This window comes from Streptomyces sp. NPDC002994 (genome assembly GCF_040611155.1).
Taxonomy (GTDB): domain Bacteria; phylum Actinomycetota; class Actinomycetes; order Streptomycetales; family Streptomycetaceae; genus Streptomyces.
This window is the reverse complement of record NZ_JBEXNQ010000021.1, coordinates 33,189-49,369: the sequence shown is the minus strand read 5'-3', so window position 1 is coordinate 49,369 and position 16,181 is coordinate 33,189. Positions and strand designations below refer to the sequence as shown.

Sequence of the window (16,181 nt, the reverse complement as noted above, 5' to 3'; positions counted from 1 at the left end):
ACTGTGCGAAGGTCTAGGGTTCGGTCGCCTGCTGATTGACGAACCCGAGTACGGCGGGCACCGGACCAGAAGCGACAGCGCGCGTGGGAAAGGCCGGGAGGGGCATCCGCACGCAACGCATCTGGGGGGCTTGACCATGGACCCGATGAACCCGATGAACCAAGGGCCGGAAGAGTACGGCCACGACGACGACCTGCTCGGCGAGAGCGAAACCGGTGACGGATCGCGCCGGCCACCACGAGACGCGATGCCACCGGCCCTTGCCCAGAGCAGCGGCCAGAGCAGTCCCGTCAAGGGGAGCGGGCAGGCCTCGTCGGCACCCGCCCGCACCGTGCAGGTCGTCGTGGGCGACTTCCTGCTCACCGTCAACCCCGTCGACGGCAGCGAGATCGAAGTCTGCCCGCCCGGCGAGCGCCCCGCGCGGCCGGCCAGGCACAGCGCCGACGACCGCGCCGAACTGCTGCGGGCGTCCAGGCCGCCCGTACCGCCGGGGCCCGCCGTTCCCGAGCTGCCGCTCCTGGAGCGGCAGGAGGAGCGCGAGAGGCTCGTGCGGCTGCTCGCGCGCGGCCGCTCGGTGCGGCTGACCGGGCCGTCGGGATCCGGGCGTACGGCGCTGCTCGATGCCGTCGCCGACGACTGCGCGGACCTCGCGCCCGACGGAGTCGTACGGCTCAGCGGAGCCCACCGCACGCCCGAAGAGCTGCTCCACGACCTGTTCGCCGCCGTGTACAGCGCGCCGCTGCACCGCCCGGACCGGGCGGGGCTGCTCGATCTCGTCCATGACATCGGCGCGGTCGTCGTCCTCGACGACCTGGAGTTCGGCGGGGCGGCCCTGGACGAGCTGCTGGAGGCCACGCCCGAGTGCGCCTTTCTGCTCGCGGCGACACCCGGCGTCGCCGCTCCCTCGCCCGACTCGCACATCGAGGAGGTCTTCCTCGGCGGTCTCGGCCGCAGCGCCAGCCTGGAACTCCTGGAGCGGGCCGTGGAGCGGCCCCTCACCGAGGACGAGGCGAACTGGGCGGGCGACCTGTGGTTCGAGTCCGAGGGGCTGCCGCTGCGCTTCACGCAGGCCGGTGCGCTGCTGCGGCAGCGCGACCGGCTGCGCGCCGACCCCAACGCCTTCGACGAGTACGGGTACTTCAACGAGCAGCCGTTCGACGCGCCCTTCGACGCGGAGGACGGTCACGACGTACCCCTGCCGTCCCTCGCCGAGGGAGCCATGCCGGCGGCGCTCCTCGCGTCCCGGCTGAGCGAGTCCGCCCGCGCCACGCTGCGCTTCGCCATCGCGCTCGGCGGCGAGGTCCCGCACCAGGCGCACCTGCCGGCCCTCGTGGGAGACACCCACGCGGACGCCGCGCTCGGCGAGCTGATGAGCTGCGGGCTTCTCTCGCCGGTCGGAGCGCACTTCCGGCTGGCGGCCGGTGTGGCCGTACAGCTGGAGGCCGCCGGTTTCGCGGACGACGTGGCGGAGCAGGCGCACACCGCCGCCCAGCACTACGCCTGGTGGGCAGGCCACCCCTCGGTGTCGCCCGAGCGGGCGGCCGCGGAGGCCGACGCGATGCTCGCGGCGATGGGCGCCCTGGTGCCGGGTACGGAGGCGGGGCACCCGAGCGCCGCCGTCCTGCTGGCCCGTACGGCGGCGCCCGCCTTCGCCGCCGGGCTTTCCTGGGGCGCGTGGGAGCGGGCGCTGCGGGCGGGCCTTGAGGCCGCGCGCATCGCCGGGGAAGTTGCCGAAGAGGCGTACTTCCACCACGAGTTGGGCGTCCTCGCGCTCTGTACGGGCAGTCTGGACCGGGCCCGGGCCGAGCTGGAGGCGTCCATCGCGATGCGCGGCGCCGTGGCCGACAAGAGCGGCACCGTCGCCGGACGCAGGGCGCTGGCGCTGGTCGCGGACCGCTCCGGCGCGGGTGCCGGCGGGCTCGTGCTCGGCGGACGTACGCCCGCGGGCGAGGAGGTGCCGGCGGCTCGGTACGAGGAGTCGGCGTCGCCGCCCGGTGGCGTACCGGCAGCGGTCGTACCCCTGTCGCTGTCGGCCAGGCTGGGAGAAGGGGCGGGTGACGACAGCACGTTGGTCACCCACCGCTCGGCGGAGGCCGGTGGTGGTGGCGCTGGTGGCCGTCTCGCCGTGCTCACCGGCGCCCGGCGCAACATGGTCGCGGCGGGCGCGGGTGCGCTGCTCGTCGCCGTACTCGGCACTGTGGTGACGCTCGGCGCGGCCTCGGACGGCGACGAGCCGCCGAACAGGGTGACGTCCGAGCAGTCGGCCAACGAGGACGACGGGCAGGACGGGCTGATCGCCGACGAGCCGACCCAGGGCTCGACCAAGCGCCCGGGCGACCCGGGCTATCCGTCCGGTCCTGGTACGTCGGGGCGGCCGCAGCCGGGGCAGGGTGGCGACAGCGGGGTGCCGGGTGATCCGTCGACGAGCGGCAGGCCGACGGACGACGACGCGTCGTCCCCGGGCAGCAAGCCGCCGACTTCGGGGGACCCGACGACCCCGGGCGGCGGTTCTACTCGGCCTCCGTCCACCCCGGCACCGACCACCCCGCCGCCCACGACGCCTACGGAGTCGCCCACGACAACGTCACCGACCACTGCGCCGCCGACAACACCGCCGACGACCCCATCGGAGTCGCCCACGACCTCGCCGGGAACGTCCGACTCGGCGAGCGCGCCAGTCACTTCGAGCGCGCCCGGTTCATCGGGACCGTCGGAGACCGATACGACCTCTCCGAGTCCGGTGATCTGAGGCGGGGGCGGGGGAGCTTTGTTTCCCCACCCCCGCCCCTTCCCGAACTGAGGCGCTGCCCCAGACCCCGGTCCTCAAACGCCGGACGGGCTGAAGGTTGCCGCATGCGGAAGGCTTCAGCCCGCGGCGCCCATGATTGGGGCCGCGCCTGGCGGTCAAGCCGCGCCTGGCGGTCCGGCGGCGCGTCAAATCGGGGCGGCGCCCAACCATGCCGTGCGCGACAATCCAGCGTGCCCGGGGAAACAAGCCCGTCCGGCGTTTGAGGACACGCCCGTAGGGCGTCCAGGGGGCTGGGGGCTTGCCCCCGGTTGCGGGGAGGGACGGGTAGGGGAAATGGCCCTCGGTCGTCAGAACAGGCGGAGCTTGTCGTCCTCGATGCCTCGCATCGCGTTGTAGTCCAGGACCACGCAGCCGATCCCGCGGTCCGTCGCCAGTACGCGCGCCTGCGGCTTGATCTCCTGCGCCGCGAAAATGCCCCGTACCGGCGCCAGGTGCGGATCCCGGTTCAGCAGCTCCAGGTAGCGGGTGAGCTGCTCCACGCCGTCGATGTCGCCGCGTCGTTTCAGTTCCACCGCGACCGTCGCGCCGTCCGCGTCGCGGCACAGGATGTCCACCGGGCCGATGGCCGTGGGGTACTCGCGGCGGATCAGCGAGTAGCCCTCGCCGAGCGTGTCGATGCGGTCGGCGAGCAGCTCCTGGAGGTGCGCTTCCACGCCGTCCTTGATCAGCCCGGGGTCGACGCCCAGTTCGTGGGACGAGTCGTGGAGGACTTCCTCCATCGTGATGATCAATTTCTCGCCCGCCTTGTTGATCACCGTCCAGGTGCCGGCATCGTCCCCTGTGCCCTCCTTGAGGGTGCACGGCGGCGACATCCAGTTGAGCGGTTTGTACGCCCGGTCGTCGGCGTGGATCGAGACGCTGCCGTCCGCCTTCACCAGGATCAGACGGGGAGCGGAGGGCAGATGGGCGGTGAGCCGGCCCGCGTAGTCCACGGAGCAGCGGGCAATGACGAGACGCATGGGGCGCAACGCTACTCGACGACAAGCGGTCTACGCGATTCGCCCAGTAAGACCCCCTTCGTTGTTGGCTGGTTGTGTTCCCAATCTCCTGGTGCGGCCCCGACCGCACGCTTAACTTGGATGCAGGAGGTCGTCGTACGTGCACTCTGCGTCGTCGTCCGTCTTCCCTGCCCGTAAGACCCCGGCCCCGGGGTCGCGAGAGGAGAACCCATGTCGCTCGACGTCTCACCGGCACTGTTGGAACAGGCCGAGCGAGGCGATGTCGACGAAGCCGCATTCGTCGACTGCGTCCGGACCTCCCTGCCTTACGCATGGGAGATGATCAGCTCTCTGGTGGCACAGCTGAAGGTCGACGGTGGCGAGTTCGCCGACAACCAGACGCCTCCGCCGGACGAGCAGGCACGTGGTCAGCTCCTGCGTGCACTCGCGAGTGACGCGATTCGCGGTGCGCTGCAGCGGCACTTCGGCGTACGTCTTGCATTCCAGAACTGCCACCGCGTAGCGGTGTTCCCGCTGGACTCCTCGTCGGACGAGCGGCTCGGCCGCTTCACCTCGATCAGGGGTCAGCTTCTCAACCAGTCGCCGGAACTTCGGGACTGCTGAGGCAATGCTGCCGCTCCGCATCGCGGGAGGTCCACTGATGCGGAGCGGCGGCGTCCCCGCCGGCACGGCACGGTCAGGACAGCAGGGGAAGCACTTCGGACCCCAGCAGCCGTACGTTCTCCTCGGTGGCCGCCAGGTCGCCCGAGCCTTCCACGAGCAGCGCGAAGCGTGTGATGCCGGTCCGCTCCGAGGTCGCCGCCAGCCGGTCGGCGGCCAGCCGGGGCGGCCCCACCGGATGCAGCTCGCACAGCATTTCCGTGTAGGCGACGGGGTCCCGCATCGCGCGGTGCCGTCCGTCGACCGTCACATGGGCGTCGAGGCCCTGCTTGAGCCACCCGGGCATCGCCTTCGTCAGCGTCTCCGTGCCGTCGGCCGCGCTGCTCGCGATCTGAGCCACTCCGGCCGAAACATGGCCTGCCCGCGCGACCTTTTCCGGCTCATGTCCGGCGGCCAGCGCGAGCCTGCGCCACAGCGCGACCATCTCCGCCTTGTCCTCGTCACCGCAGTGCATGCCGAGCAGCATCGGCAGCCCGCGCTCGGCGGCCATCCGTACGCTCTTCGGGGAGGTACACGCGAGCACGACCTCGGGGCCGCCCCCTTCCTCTTCTTCGGCCGGCGTCTCGCGCAGCAGCTCGTCCGGCCTTGGTACGACGGCGACTTCACGGAAGTCGAACCGCTCGCCCCGCGCTTCGACGCGCGGTTCGCGCAGCCAGCGCAGCAGCAGGTCCAGCGACTCGGGGAACCCGTGCTCGTATGCCGAAAGACCCTGTCCGAACACCTCCAGGTCCACCCACGGCCCGCCCCGCCCGACGCCGAGCGTGAAACGCCCGCCGGAGGTGAGGTGCAGCAGCGCGGCCTGCTCGCCCAGGGCGACCGGGTGCACGGTGGGCAGGACGCTGACCGCCGTACCCACGCGGATGCGCCGGGTGCGCCCGAGCAGCAGCGCGGCGAGTGTCACCGCGGAGGGGCACACGCCGTACGGCACGAAGTGGTGCTCCGCCAGCCAGACCGAGTCAAGCCCGGCTTCCTCGGCGACCTCGGCGGACCGCACCGCGCGGTGCAGCGCCTCCCCCTGGCCCTGGCCCGGAAACTGGGCCGCCAGTACAAACGTTCCGACACGCATCGCCTTCTGCCTCCTTACGGCCGACGCGGCTTCCCCCTTACTGGCAACAACGTCTGACACGTGCCAAAGGCACGGGTGCGCGTGAAGTTGTTGCGATTTTCCGGTAAGCCGCGCCCAGCGGCGGGCGGCCCGCACGCGCTGCGGTACGTGTACCCCTGTCGGATGGCCCTAGGCTGGGTGAAAACCCCTGCCCGTCCGACCCGTGAGGTTTCAGGTGTCCCCGCGTCGCAACCGCCCCAAGGGCGGCGAGAACCCGACCGAGTCCCAAAGTGGCGCGGCAGGAGAGAGGTTCGGGCTCCAGAGCACCGAGTCGTGGCAGGGCGAGGAGTGGTCGCTGCGCCACGTCGCCGGCGCGAGTGCGGCGGGCAAGCGCTACCGCTGCCCGGGCTGCGACCAGGAGATCCCGTCCGGGGTCCCGCACCTGGTGGCCTGGCCGGAGTACGGCGGTGTCGACGACCGCAGGCACTGGCACAAGGCCTGCTGGAACGCGCGGGACCGCCGCACCACGAAGGTGCAGCGGTCCCGTAATGCCCCGCGCTACTGACGGGCCGCGAGGCCCCATGTGGTCCTCGCGGCCCGCGCCGTCACACGTCGCGCTTGTCCAGGGCGAGGAAAGCGCCGCCGAGCACCACGGCGGTCACGCCCAGCAGGATCCACAGCGGCTCCCAGCCGGCCGGTCCCGAGTCGGTGACCGAGACGTCGTAGAAGGCGCTGAGCTGGTTGGGGATCGAGTACTCGAAGAGCGCCTTCTGAAGGTCGGCCAGCGTCTCGGAGAACATGAACATCGCCAGCACCAGCGGCAGCAGCACCACGCCGATCATGATGGTGATCGCGCCCGCCGAGTGCCGGATGAGCGAGCCGACGGCGAGGGAGAGCAGACCGAGCGTCGCGATGTAGAGGCTGATGCCGATCGTCGCGCGCAGCCAGTCGCCGCCGGTGGGCGTGGCGCCGTCCAGCGTGGCGGTCTGGATCGCCCCGACGATGGCGGTGGTCACCAGGGTGATGGCGAAGGCCAGCACGAAGAAGACGATCGACTTGGCCGTCAGCACGCGGGAGCGGCTCGGGCAGGCCGTGAGGGTCGTACGGATCATGCCCGTGCCGTACTCGGACGCGACGGTCATCACGCCGAGCGTGATCACCGGGATGGCGCCGAGCAGCACACCGAAGAAGCCGAGGCTGAGCACCGGGGTCTCGCCGAGGTCGGCGCCGGACGAGCCGACGGCCACCGTCGAGAGCACTCCGATGCCGAGGACGAGCACGATCATCACGCCGAGCGTCCACACGGTGGAGCGCACCGACCGGATCTTCGTCCACTCGGAGGTGAGCGCGTCCCCGAGCGTCGCCCTGCGCACCGGGATCGGCGAGATGTACGACGCGACGCCCTGCTGCTGGTAGTGCTGCGGGGCCTGCTGCTGGTACGGGGTCGTCATCGGGCGTCCTCGGGGCTGTCGGTGTCGCTGTCGCTCTTGGTCAGGTCGGGGGCAGGCGCGGGGGCGGCTGCGGGCGCGGGAGGCGCCGCCGGGGCGGCAACAGGGGCCGCGTACGGGTTCTGGCCGGGCGCGGGGTAGCCGGGGGCGGCTGCGGGCCCGCCCGGCGTCGGGACACCCGCGAAGGGCTGTCCGCCGGCCTGGGGCGGCGGCGGGGCGTACCAGCCGTCCTGCTGCGGCAGGGGCTGGGCGTAGCCGCCGGGGTGCTGAAGCTGCTGGGGCTGCTCGAAGCCGGCCAGCTGGTCGGCCGTGGAGCGGTAGTCCACCGCGCCCTGGGTCATCCGCATGTACGCCTCCTCCAGCGAGGCCTGGTGCGGCGAAAGCTCCCACAGCCGTACGTCGGCGTCGTGCGCGAGGTCGCTGATCCGCGCCAGCGGCAGCCCGGTGACGCGCATCGCACCATCCTGTTCGGTCATGACGTGCGCGCCGGCCTCGGTCAGTACCGACGACAGCTTCTCGCGCTGCTGCGGCTCGGTCTGCGGCGTACGCACCCGGGCGAAGTCCGCGGAGTTCGCCGAGATGAAGTCCTTGACGCTCATGTCGGAGAGCAGCTGCCCGCGCCCGATCACTATCAAGTGGTCGGCGGTGACCGCCATTTCGCTCATGAGGTGGCTGGAGACGAAGACCGTACGGCCCTCGGCGGCGAGCGTCTTCATGAGGTTGCGGACCCAGAGGATGCCCTCGGGGTCGAGGCCGTTGACCGGCTCGTCGAAGAGCAGCACCTGCGGGTCGCCGAGGAGCGCCGCCGCGATGCCCAGGCGCTGTCCCATGCCGAGCGAGAAGCCGTTGGAGCGCCGCCTGGCGACGTCCTGGAGGCCGACGACCCCGAGCACCTCGTCGACGCGCTGGGCGGGGATGCCGGAGAGCTGCGCCAGCGACAGCAGGTGGTTGCGCGCGCTGCGTCCGCCGTGCACCGCCTTGGCGTCGAGCAGGGCGCCCACCTGGCGGGGAGCGTTGGGAAGCTTGCGGAAGGGGTGACCGCCGATGGTGACATGGCCCGCGGTGGGCTCGTCGAGCCCGAGGATCATGCGCATGGTCGTGGACTTGCCGGAGCCGTTGGGACCCAGGAAGCCCGTCACCGTGCCCGGGCGTACCTGGAAGGAAAGGTTGTACACGGCTGTCTTGGCGCCGTAGCGCTTCGTCAGGCCGACTGCCTCGATCATTGTCTGCAGCCCCATCGACAGGTCGGGTGGTCGGGGCTGTGACCGTCTGGCCGAACGCGCCCCCGTAAGGGTTAGGAGGATAACCAGCGGCTGACGGTTCCTGCTAAGGCGGTACGTGAGGTGCCGGCTCTACGCGTCCCGCTTCTTCAGCAGGACATATCCGCCCACCAGGGCCGCCGCGACCCACACGGCCATGATCAGCAGCCCGCCCCAGGGGCCGTACGGCGCGTCGTCGTTGACCGGTGGGACCACCTGCATGATCTTGCTGCCCGCCTGGTCGGGGAGGTACTGGCCGACCTTCTTGGTCGCGGAGACGTTGCCCAGGATCGGCGCGAGCAGGAAGAAGAACGGCATCAGGACGCCGAGCGCGAGCACCTGGCTGCGCAGCATCGAGGCGACGCCCATCGAGAACAGCGCGATCAGGGTCATGTAGAGGCCGCCGCCGATGACCGCGCGCAGTACGCCCGGGTCGCCGATGTCCGCTTTGAGGTCGCCGAGCATCGCCTGGCCGAGGAAGAAGGAGAGGAAGCTTGTGATCATTCCGACGGCCAGCGCGAGCGCCGCGGCGACGGTGATCTTGCTGAAGAGGAAGGTGCCGCGCTGCGGGACGGCGGCGAGCGACATGCGGATCATTCCGGTGTTGTATTCGTTCGACACGACCAGGACACCGAAAACGATCATTGCGAGCTGCCCAAGACTCGTGCCCGCGAAACTCACAAACGTCGGATCGAAGGCGAGCTTGTCCTCCGCGCTCAGCTTCTGGAATTCGTTCTTGGAAAGAATACTGATCAGTACGCCGAGGCCGATGGTGACGATTGCGGCAAGGCTGAGTGTCCATACTGTGGACTGAACCGATTTGATCTTGGTCCATTCCGACTTGAGTACCTGTGCGACCGCCATGACTCAGGCCCCCCTCTTCTTCGTCTTCGCCTTCTGCTGCTGCACGCCGGCGCCCCAGCCGGCCCCGGGGGACCCGGGCCTCTCGCCGTCGGAATGCGCGTGGTACTCGACGGATTCGGCGGTCAGGCGCATGAAGGCTTCCTCCAGCGAGGCCTGCTGAGGGCTCAGCTCGTGGAGTACGAGCTGATGCCTGGCGGCGAGATCACCGAGCTGCTCCGAGGTCACGCCGTCCACTTCCAGGGACCCGTTGGCCGCGCTGACCGCCGTGATGCCGGCCTCGTGCATGACATCGCGCAGCCGCTCCTGCTGCGGGGAGCGCAGGCGTACGTAACTGCGCGAGTTCTCCCGGATGAAGCCCGCCATCGACGTGTCGGCGAGCAGCCTGCCCTGGCCGATGACGACCAGGTGGTCGGCGGTGAGCGCCATTTCGCTCATCAGGTGGGAGGAGACGAAGACCGTACGCCCCTGGGACGCCAGCGACTTCATCAGGTTGCGGATCCAGTGGATGCCCTCGGGATCGAGCCCGTTCACCGGCTCGTCGAACATCAGGATCTCGGGGTCGCCCAGCAGCGCGCCCGCGATGCCCAGCCGCTGCCCCATGCCCATCGAGAAGCCCTTCGCGCGCTTCTTCGCGACCGATGTCAGGCCCACCGTTTCGAGGACCTCGGAGACCCGGCTGCGCGGGATGCCGTTGCTCTGGGCCAGGCAGAGGAGGTGGTTGTACGCGCTGCGGCCGCCGTGCATGGCCTTGGCGTCCAGAAGTGCGCCGATGTACTTCAGCGGGTCGCGGAGGTCGGCGTAGTGCCTGCCGTCGATACGGACATCACCGGCGGTCGGGCTGTCCAGTCCCAGCAGCAGCCGCATGGTCGTGGACTTGCCCGCCCCGTTCGGGCCCAGGAAGCCGGTGACCATGCCCGGCCGTACGGTGAAGGTCAGATGGTCGACGGCCACCTTCTCGCCGTAACGCTTCGTCAGCCCCGTCAGTTCGATCACTGAAATTCACCTCGCGAAGGTGCCTCGGTCAGTGTGGCCGGCCTGTTCGTCCGGCCGGGGGTCCGGGGGTTGCCCCCGGGAAAGCACAGCATGTCGGCCACGCTAAGGGCGCGCAAAGCCCCCCGCCACTGGAATGACGGGGGGCTTTTTCGCGGTACTACGGCCGCTAGCGGGTCTGCTGGGCCGGGACGCCGCGCGTGATCGGCTCGTCGTCGGCCGGCGCGCCGGCGGCGGCGACGGCCGCACCGGTCAGCGTGGCCAGCATCTCGCGGACGTTGGTCAGCTGCGCGTTGATGGAGTCGCGGCGGTTGGTGAGCGCCGCCAGCTCGCGCTCGGATTCGCTGCGGATCCGGTCGGCCTTGGCGTTGGCGTCGGCCACGATGTCCTCGGCCTGGCGCTGCGCGGTCTCCACCGTCTGGCGGGCGCGGCGCTCCGCGTCCGTACGCAGCTTCTCGGCCTCGAGACGAAGCTGCTCCGCGCGGTGCTCGATCTCGGCCAGACGCTTCTCGGCCTTGGCCTGACGCGAAGCCAGGTCGCGCTCCGACTGCTCGCGGCGCTTGGCCAGGTTCGTCTCGAAGTCCGCGGCGGCCTGGGCGGCCTTGGCGCGGGTCTCCTCGAAGAGAGCGTCCGCCTCCTCGCGCTTCTGCTGTGCGTCCTTCTGGGCCTCGCTGCGCAGCGTGGAGGCGTCACCCTTGGCCTTCTCGACGATACGAACGCCCTCGTCGTCGGCCTTCGCCTTGCGCTCGGCGGCGAACGACTCGGCGTCGTTGCGCACCTGCTGCGCGGCGGACTCGGCGAGCTCGCGGTGCTGCTCGGCGGCGCGACGGGCCTCCTCACGCAGGTCCTTCGCCTCCTCCTCGGCGAGCCGGAGGATCTTCTCGACGCGCGCACCGAGCCCGGCGTACGACGGCTCCGCGTCGCTCACCTGGGCCTGGGCGTTCTGCGTCTCGAGGTGGAGTTCCTCGATGCGCTTTTCCAGAGCAGTGATTCGGGCCAGAGCACTGTCACGGTCGGCGACGAGTTTGGTAATGCGGTCGTCCACCTGACCGCGGTCGTAACCACGCCGCACGAGCTCGAAGCCGAAGGGGGAGGAAGTGTCGCTCATGGGGTTCCTGGGTTCCTGTCGAATGTGACCGGTGAGGTGTTAGGGGGAATCCTAGGGGCCTAAGCGGCGTGTCATCGAGTCAATGCCCGTTTGATCTGGAGAATGACACCCCTTTTGAGTGGCTAACCGTCGGATGACTTGCCACCCGAACGGGTTGCGCCCGCCGCGGCGCCCGCTTTGACCCCGCCTGCCCCGGACCCGCTGTTCGATGCCGTCTTGCCGCCCCCGGAAGGTGCCTCAAAGGACTCCAACGCCTCAAGTACGTCCTGGACACGGGAGATTTCAGCCTGAATGTCCTCCCGGCGGCGTACCAGCACATCGAGTTCGCGCTGGCCCTCCTCGACCATGCGCGCCGCCTCGGCCGTGGCCTCGGCGTGCACCCGCTCGCCCTCCCGTACCAGGTCGGCCTTCTTCCGCTCGGCCTCCTTGAGCAGCGCCTCGGCCTTCTTCACCGCGCCGAGCCGGACCTTGGCCGCCTCCGAACTCGCCTCGGAGATCATCGCCTTCGCCTTCGCCTCGGCCTCGGCCTGCTGCTCCGTCGCCGCCTTCACGAGCTTGTCGACACGCTCGCCCGCCGTCCGCAGCTGCTCGGACGTCTCCCGGCGGGCCCGCTCGTGCAGCTCCTCGATCTCGCTCTCGATGCGGGTACGCAGCTCCTCCGCCCGCTCCCTTATGGCGGTCGCGTCCCTGCGGGCACCGACCAGCAGCTCGTCGGCGTCCGTACGGGCCTTCTCCACCAGGGAGTTGCCCTCGACCGTCGACTCCGACACCAGCCGCTCGGCCTCCTTGCGGGCCGCGCCGACCATCGTGTCGGCCTGCTCCTCCGCCCGTGTCGCGGCGAGCAGCGCCTCCTCCTGGGCCTTGGCCATCAGCTGGTCGGCCTGCTCGGCGGCGTCCGAGCGGCGCTTGGACGCCGCCTGACGGGCCTCGTCGAGCAGCCGGTCCGCCTCGGTGCGGGCGTCGCCGCGCATCCGCTCCGCCGCTTCCTCGGCGTCCGCCTTGACCTTCTGGGCCTCGGCCCTGATGCGCTCCGCCGCCTGCTGGGCGGAGCCCACCATCTCGGCGGCCTCCGCGCGCAGCCGCTCGGCCTCGCCGCTCGCCTCGGCGATGAGCTGATCGGCCTGCGCCGCCGCGTCGCCGCGCCGCTTGTCGGCGGCCTCGCGCGCCTCGTCCAGGATCCGGTCGGACTCCGTCCGCGCCTCGGCGTGCACCCGCTCGGCCTCCGCGCGCAGCCGCTCCGCTTCGGCGTTCGCGTCGGCGACCAGCTTGTCCGCCTCGCCGCTCGCCTCGGAGACGAGTTTGTCCGCCTGGGAGGCCGCGTCGCCGCGCCGCTTGTCGGCCGCCTTGCGCGCCTCGTCGAGAACCCGCTCGCCCTCCTCGCGCGCCTCGGCCCGCAGCCGCTCGGCCCCGGCCTCACCGTCCGCCTTGATCTGCTCCGCCTCGGCCCGCATCCGCGCCGCGTCCTGCCCGGCCGCCGTCAGCGACTGCACGGCCTCGGCCGCCATGCGCTCGGCCTCGCCCGTCGCCTCGCCGACCAGCCGGTCCGCCTGCGCCGCCGCCTCGTTGCGGATGCGGTTCGCGTCCTCACGGGCCTCGGCGCGCGAACGGGCCGCGTCCTGCTCGGCCGAAGCCAGCGCGTCGGACGCCTCCGTGCGAAGCCTCTGGGCGTACTCCGAGGACTCGGAACGCAGCCGCTCCGCCTCCGTGATCGCGTCCCCGACCGTGCGCTCCGCGAGCGCCTTCGCGGCGTCCGTCTCCTCCCGCGCCTGCCGGCGCAGCCGGTTCGCGTCCTCGGTGGCCCGCTCCCGCTCCTCGTACGCGTCGGCGCGGAGCCGGTCCGCCTCCTCCTGCGCCTCGCTCTTCGTACGCTCCGCCACGTGCTCGGCGGCGCTGCGCAGCCCGGCGATCTCCTCCTCGGCCTGCTCGTGCAGCCCGGCGACCGATTCCCGTACCTGCTGCGCCGTCTGCTCGGCGGCCGCGACCAGCTCGGTCGCCCGGTAGTCCGCCTCCTGGACCAGGCGCTGCGCCTCGGTCTGCGCGTCCTCGACCCGCTTGCGGGCGGACGCCAGCAGCTCCTCGCTCTGCTCACGGGCCGTCGTACGCTCCCGCTCGGCCTCCTCGCGGGCGGCGGCCAGCGTCTCCTCGGCCTCCCGGCGGCGCCTCGCGGCCTCCTCCTGGGCGGCGGTCAGCGCCTCGGCTGCCTCGTTCCCGACGCGCTCGGCCGCGGCCGCGGCCTCCGCACGGATCCGGTCCGCGCTCTCCTGCGCCTCCGACTTGAGCCGCTCGGCCTCGTTCGACGCCTCACTGCGCAGCCGTACGGCGACGGCCTCACCCTCGGCGCGCGACTGCGACGCGTCGGCGGCAGCCTCGTCCCGCAGCCGCTCCGCCTCCGTCTCGGCCTGCGCCTGGAGCGTACGTACCCGCTCGGCCGCTTCGGTCCGCAGCCGCTCGATCTCCTCGCCGGCCTCCCGGCGCAGCCGCTCGGCCTCGGTCCGCGCGTCGCCCAGCGCCTTCTCGGCGGCGGTGACGCGCTGCTCGGCCTCGGTGTGCAGCCGGGTCAGTTCCGCGGTGGCCTCCGCCTGGCGGGCCGCGATGGCGCGCTCGGCCTCCTCGCGCAGGGCGCGGGCGGCCTCCTCGGCGTCGGCGGTGGTGCTCGCCGCCTGCTCCTCGGCCTCCGTACGCAGCCGGTCGGCCTCGGCGCGGGTGCGCTCCAGGGTCTCCTCGGCCTGCTTGCGCAGCGTCGTGGCGCGCTCGATGGCCTCGCCGCGTACGCGCTCGCTCTCGGCGGAGGCGGACGTACGCAGCTCGTCCGCGTCGCCCCGCGCCTTGGTCAGGAGCTCCTCGGCGGTCCTGGCCGCCTCCTCGATCTGCTGGACGGCCTCGCGGCGGGCCTCGCCGCGGATCCGCTCGCCCTCGGCGACCGCCTCGGACCGCAGCTGCTCGGCCTCGCCGCGCAGCCTGCGCGCCTCCTCCTGCAGCTCGACCGTCTTGGCCCGGTACTCCTTGGTGTCGTCCTTCGCCGCGCCCTTGAGCTGGTCGGCCTGGGCCGCCGCCTCGCTGCGCAGCCGCTCGATCTCCGCCTCGGCCTCGCGGCGGATCCGCTCGGCCTCCTCGGACGCCTTGCGGGTGGTCTCCTTGGCGTCGTTGGACGCCTTGGTCAGGACCTCTTCGGCGGTACGGGCGGCCTTGGCCAGCGCGGCCGCCGAATCCTCGGCGGCGACCGTACGGGCCTTCTCGGCGGCCTCGGCCACCAGCCGCTCGGCCTCGGCGACGGCGTCGGCACGGGCCTGCTCGGCCTCCGCCTTCAGCGCCTCGGCGTCCTTCGTGGCCTCGCCGACCAGCCGCGCGATCTCGGACTTGGCCGTACGCGTGCGCTGCTCATTGACGGACTCGGCCGTGGTCAGCTGCTTGGCCGCCGCGTCCTTGGCCTCGGTGAGGACCTTCTCGGCCTCGGCGCGCGCCTCGCGCAGCGCCGTCTCGGCCTCCTGCATCCGCTGCTCGGCGGTGCGGCTCAGCTCGGCCGCCTGCCGACGCGCCTGCTCGGACTCGGCGGTCGTCGACGTACGAAGCTGCTCGGCGTGGGTCGTCGCCTCCTGCGCCTGGTTCGAGGCGGCGTTCAGCAGGCGCTCGGCGTCCTTGCGGGCGCGCAGCAAAATCGCTTCAGCCTCGGCGCGGGCGTTCTCCGCCTCGGAGCCGAGGCGCTGGCGGGCCTCCTGGGTGACCCGCTCGGCCTCGGCGCGGGCGGCGGCCAGGGCCTGCTCGGCCTCGGCGCGGGACTCCTCCAGGAGCCTGCGGGCCTGCGACTCGGTACGGGCGCGGAGCTGTTCGGCCCACGCCACGTTCTCGTTGACGTGCGCCTCGACGGTCTGCCGGCGCTCGGAGAGCTCCTGGTCGAGCCGCTGGCGGCGGGTGACCGCCTCCGTGTGCAACTCGGCCTGGAGCCTTGCCTGGTGCTCGGCGTGCTCCTGGAGGATCCGCTGCGTCTGCGCCCGGGCGTCGCGCAGTTCGCGCTCGGCGTCGGTGCGCAGCTGATCGGCCTGAATCTGGGCATTACGGAGCAACTGCTCGGCCTGGTAGCCGATGTCCGCCGCGTCGTAGGCAGGCCGGGACGCGAGGTTGCGGCGCGCCTCGTGGAGCTTGGCGCGCAACACCTCGACCTGGTAGCCGAGGTCCTCGGCGTGCTGAACCGCCTTCTCCCGCTCGGTCTTCAGCCGCTCCATCTCGGCTTCGAACCGCGAGAGATGGTCGGTCTCACCCCGCTGTTGGCTCTCCTGGCGTTCGTAGCCCCGCACTGCGCGGTCCCATCCGTCCCCTGGTCGCAACTCTTCCGAAAACTCCGAACAAGCACCGCCCCGACAAACGGGCGGCCCCCGGGGGGAATGGTCTCAGATCAACAGTGAGGCATGGGTCACAGCCCCCGGTCCGACCCCGGTCCGGCCCCGGACCGGAACCGCCCACTCTACCGGCGTGGAATACGGGGGACTGTGTTCCGGTCAGTGCTCCGGGGGGGAGGAGTGGGCCGAAGTGACCAGTTCTGTCAGTACGCCGTGGCAGTCCTTGGGGTGCAGGAAGGTGATGCGGGACCCCATGGAGCCGATGCGCGGCTCGTCGTAGAGGACCCGTACGCCCTTGTCGCGGATGTCTGCCGCGTCGGCGTCCACGTCCGGTGTCCCGAAGGCGATGTGGTGGACCCCCTCACCGTTCTTGGCCAGCCACTTTCCGACCGCGGAGTCCTCGCGGGTGGGCTCCAGGAGCTGGAGATAGGTGGCTCCGCCGTCGGACGTCTCGTTGATCTTGAGCATGGCCTCACGTACGCCCTGCTCCTCGTTGACCTCCGAGTGGTACACCTGGAAGCCATAGGTCGAGCGATAGAACTCGATGGTCTTGTCGAGGTCGAAACAGGCGATTCCGATGTGGTCGATTCGCGTCAGCATGGGTCCAGTGCAGCGCTATTGGTGGTGGTTACGCAACGTGCGCGCGATCACACTCGCTGCCCGGTGACCGGGCCCGTACCGCTCAGTACATTGAGGTAAACCCTC

The 16,181-nt window shown here is 71.4% G+C and carries 12 protein-coding genes; 3 read left to right on the top strand and 9 right to left on the bottom strand.

The window, feature by feature from the left end; translation table 11 throughout:
- The first annotated feature begins 145 nt into the window (after positions 1-145).
- A complete protein-coding gene (locus ABZX79_RS26130; protein ID WP_355262401.1) occupies positions 146-2,749 on the top strand; it encodes an ATP-binding protein in 2,604 nt (867 codons plus the stop codon).
- A gap of 347 nt (positions 2,750-3,096) precedes the next feature.
- Here ABZX79_RS26130 and nucS read toward each other — a convergent pair whose 3' ends face one another.
- Positions 3,097-3,768, bottom strand: coding sequence for an endonuclease NucS (nucS, locus tag ABZX79_RS26125; protein ID WP_355262398.1), 672 nt, complete (start codon positions 3,766-3,768; stop codon positions 3,097-3,099).
- A 210-nt stretch (positions 3,769-3,978) separates the two neighbouring features.
- On the opposite strand from nucS, the gene ABZX79_RS26120 reads away from it, so the two are divergent.
- Positions 3,979-4,371: an SCO5389 family protein gene (locus ABZX79_RS26120; RefSeq protein WP_355262395.1), complete on the top strand. Its 393-nt coding sequence runs from the start codon at positions 3,979-3,981 to the stop codon at positions 4,369-4,371.
- 73 nt (positions 4,372-4,444) lie between these two features.
- Here ABZX79_RS26120 and ABZX79_RS26115 read toward each other — a convergent pair whose 3' ends face one another.
- Positions 4,445-5,494: an LLM class flavin-dependent oxidoreductase gene (locus tag ABZX79_RS26115; RefSeq protein ID WP_355262392.1), complete on the bottom strand. Its 1,050-nt coding sequence runs from the start codon at positions 5,492-5,494 to the stop codon at positions 4,445-4,447.
- Positions 5,495-5,708: 214 nt separating this feature from the next.
- On the opposite strand from ABZX79_RS26115, the gene ABZX79_RS26110 reads away from it, so the two are divergent.
- A complete protein-coding gene (locus ABZX79_RS26110) occupies positions 5,709-6,038 on the top strand; it encodes an ATP/GTP-binding protein (RefSeq protein ID WP_214969586.1) in 330 nt (109 codons plus the stop codon).
- 40 nt (positions 6,039-6,078) lie between these two features.
- Here ABZX79_RS26110 and ABZX79_RS26105 read toward each other — a convergent pair whose 3' ends face one another.
- The 7 genes from ABZX79_RS26105 to mce form a co-directional block, all read right to left on the bottom strand.
- On the bottom strand, positions 6,079-6,924 hold the full coding sequence (locus tag ABZX79_RS26105) for an ABC transporter permease subunit (RefSeq protein ID WP_355262388.1): 846 nt from the start codon (positions 6,922-6,924) through the stop codon (positions 6,079-6,081).
- Positions 6,921-8,144, bottom strand: coding sequence for an ATP-binding cassette domain-containing protein (locus tag ABZX79_RS26100; RefSeq protein WP_355262385.1), 1,224 nt, complete (start codon positions 8,142-8,144; stop codon positions 6,921-6,923). The genes ABZX79_RS26105 and ABZX79_RS26100 overlap by 4 nt, the downstream gene beginning before the upstream one ends.
- 129 nt (positions 8,145-8,273) lie before the next feature.
- A complete protein-coding gene (locus tag ABZX79_RS26095) occupies positions 8,274-9,044 on the bottom strand; it encodes an ABC transporter permease (RefSeq protein WP_355262382.1) in 771 nt (256 codons plus the stop codon).
- A gap of 3 nt (positions 9,045-9,047) precedes the next feature.
- Positions 9,048-10,037, bottom strand: coding sequence for an ATP-binding cassette domain-containing protein (locus tag ABZX79_RS26090; RefSeq protein ID WP_355262379.1), 990 nt, complete (start codon positions 10,035-10,037; stop codon positions 9,048-9,050).
- Between the two features lie 166 nt (positions 10,038-10,203).
- The gene (locus tag ABZX79_RS26085; protein WP_355262376.1) at positions 10,204-11,142 is read right to left on the bottom strand and encodes a cellulose-binding protein; all 939 of its coding nucleotides are present in this window, start codon (positions 11,140-11,142) and stop codon (positions 10,204-10,206) included.
- A gap of 122 nt (positions 11,143-11,264) precedes the next feature.
- Positions 11,265-15,434 (bottom strand): polarized growth protein Scy, encoded by a 4,170-nt coding sequence (gene scy, locus ABZX79_RS26080; protein WP_355262373.1) that lies wholly within the window; start codon positions 15,432-15,434, stop codon positions 11,265-11,267.
- Positions 15,435-15,635: 201 nt separating this feature from the next.
- Positions 15,636-16,076: a methylmalonyl-CoA epimerase gene (gene mce, locus ABZX79_RS26075; protein WP_355262366.1), complete on the bottom strand. Its 441-nt coding sequence runs from the start codon at positions 16,074-16,076 to the stop codon at positions 15,636-15,638.
- Positions 16,077-16,181: the final 105 nt, after the last annotated feature.